Genomic DNA, 654 nt, shown 5'->3' with positions numbered 1-654 from the left:
CACTGCAGCGTCCCGGCGCCGAGGGCACCCTCGATCATCGCGAGCGGCACCTGCTGGGTCAGGAGGTCGACGGGCGGTGCCTCGTCGCCCGCCACCGGGCGAAGCAGGGCGCGCAGGCCGATCCTCTCGCCGTCGGCGGTCTCGAGCGGTTCGATGCCCGCCGCGCCGGCGCCGATGCGCCAGTCGCGCGGCCAGCCGCCGGTCCAGTCCGCGAAGGTCTCGTTGCGCAGGTGCACGGACGCGGCGCCGTTCCCGGGACGGGCCGTCTGCCGTGTCATCGCCTCGCCGGTCGAACGCATGCGCCTCTCTCGATCCTGGTTGCAGAGCAATAGCCGTTCCGCGCGGGAAGTCAAAACGGCGGGGGCGGAGTGATGCCGGGCGAATGTGGCGGCCTGTCGGCGGTGGGCTGAAAGTCCGGGCGAAAGCCCCTGGCGAGAGGCGTGATGATGGCCCGGCAATTCCCCTTGAGAAGCCGCAGGATCTGCGCAAGATCGCGTCGGGGCGCCCGCTGCGCCGCAAGCGTGATCGCGCCGTCCCGGCGCGTGCCCGTTCTCCATCCGGAGTGTCCGATGTTCGATGATGCGCGATCCCACGGCCTCTGGGCGCGGACGGCGCCGCCGCCGCCGGTCACGGGGCCGCTGGCCGGGCCGATGA

The 654-nt window shown here is 72.9% G+C and carries 1 protein-coding gene; it reads right to left on the bottom strand.

What is annotated here, in order from left to right:
* The coding region (locus A6302_RS20670) for a hypothetical protein (protein WP_141704076.1) at positions 1-299 on the bottom strand (299 nt) is incomplete at its 3' end.
* Between the last annotated feature and the right edge of the window lie 355 nt (positions 300-654).

This window comes from Methylobrevis pamukkalensis (genome assembly GCF_001720135.1).
Taxonomy (GTDB): Bacteria; Pseudomonadota; Alphaproteobacteria; order Rhizobiales; family Pleomorphomonadaceae; genus Methylobrevis; species Methylobrevis pamukkalensis.
Note: the sequence above shows the minus strand (reverse complement) of the source record. Positions and strands in the feature narration are given on the sequence as shown.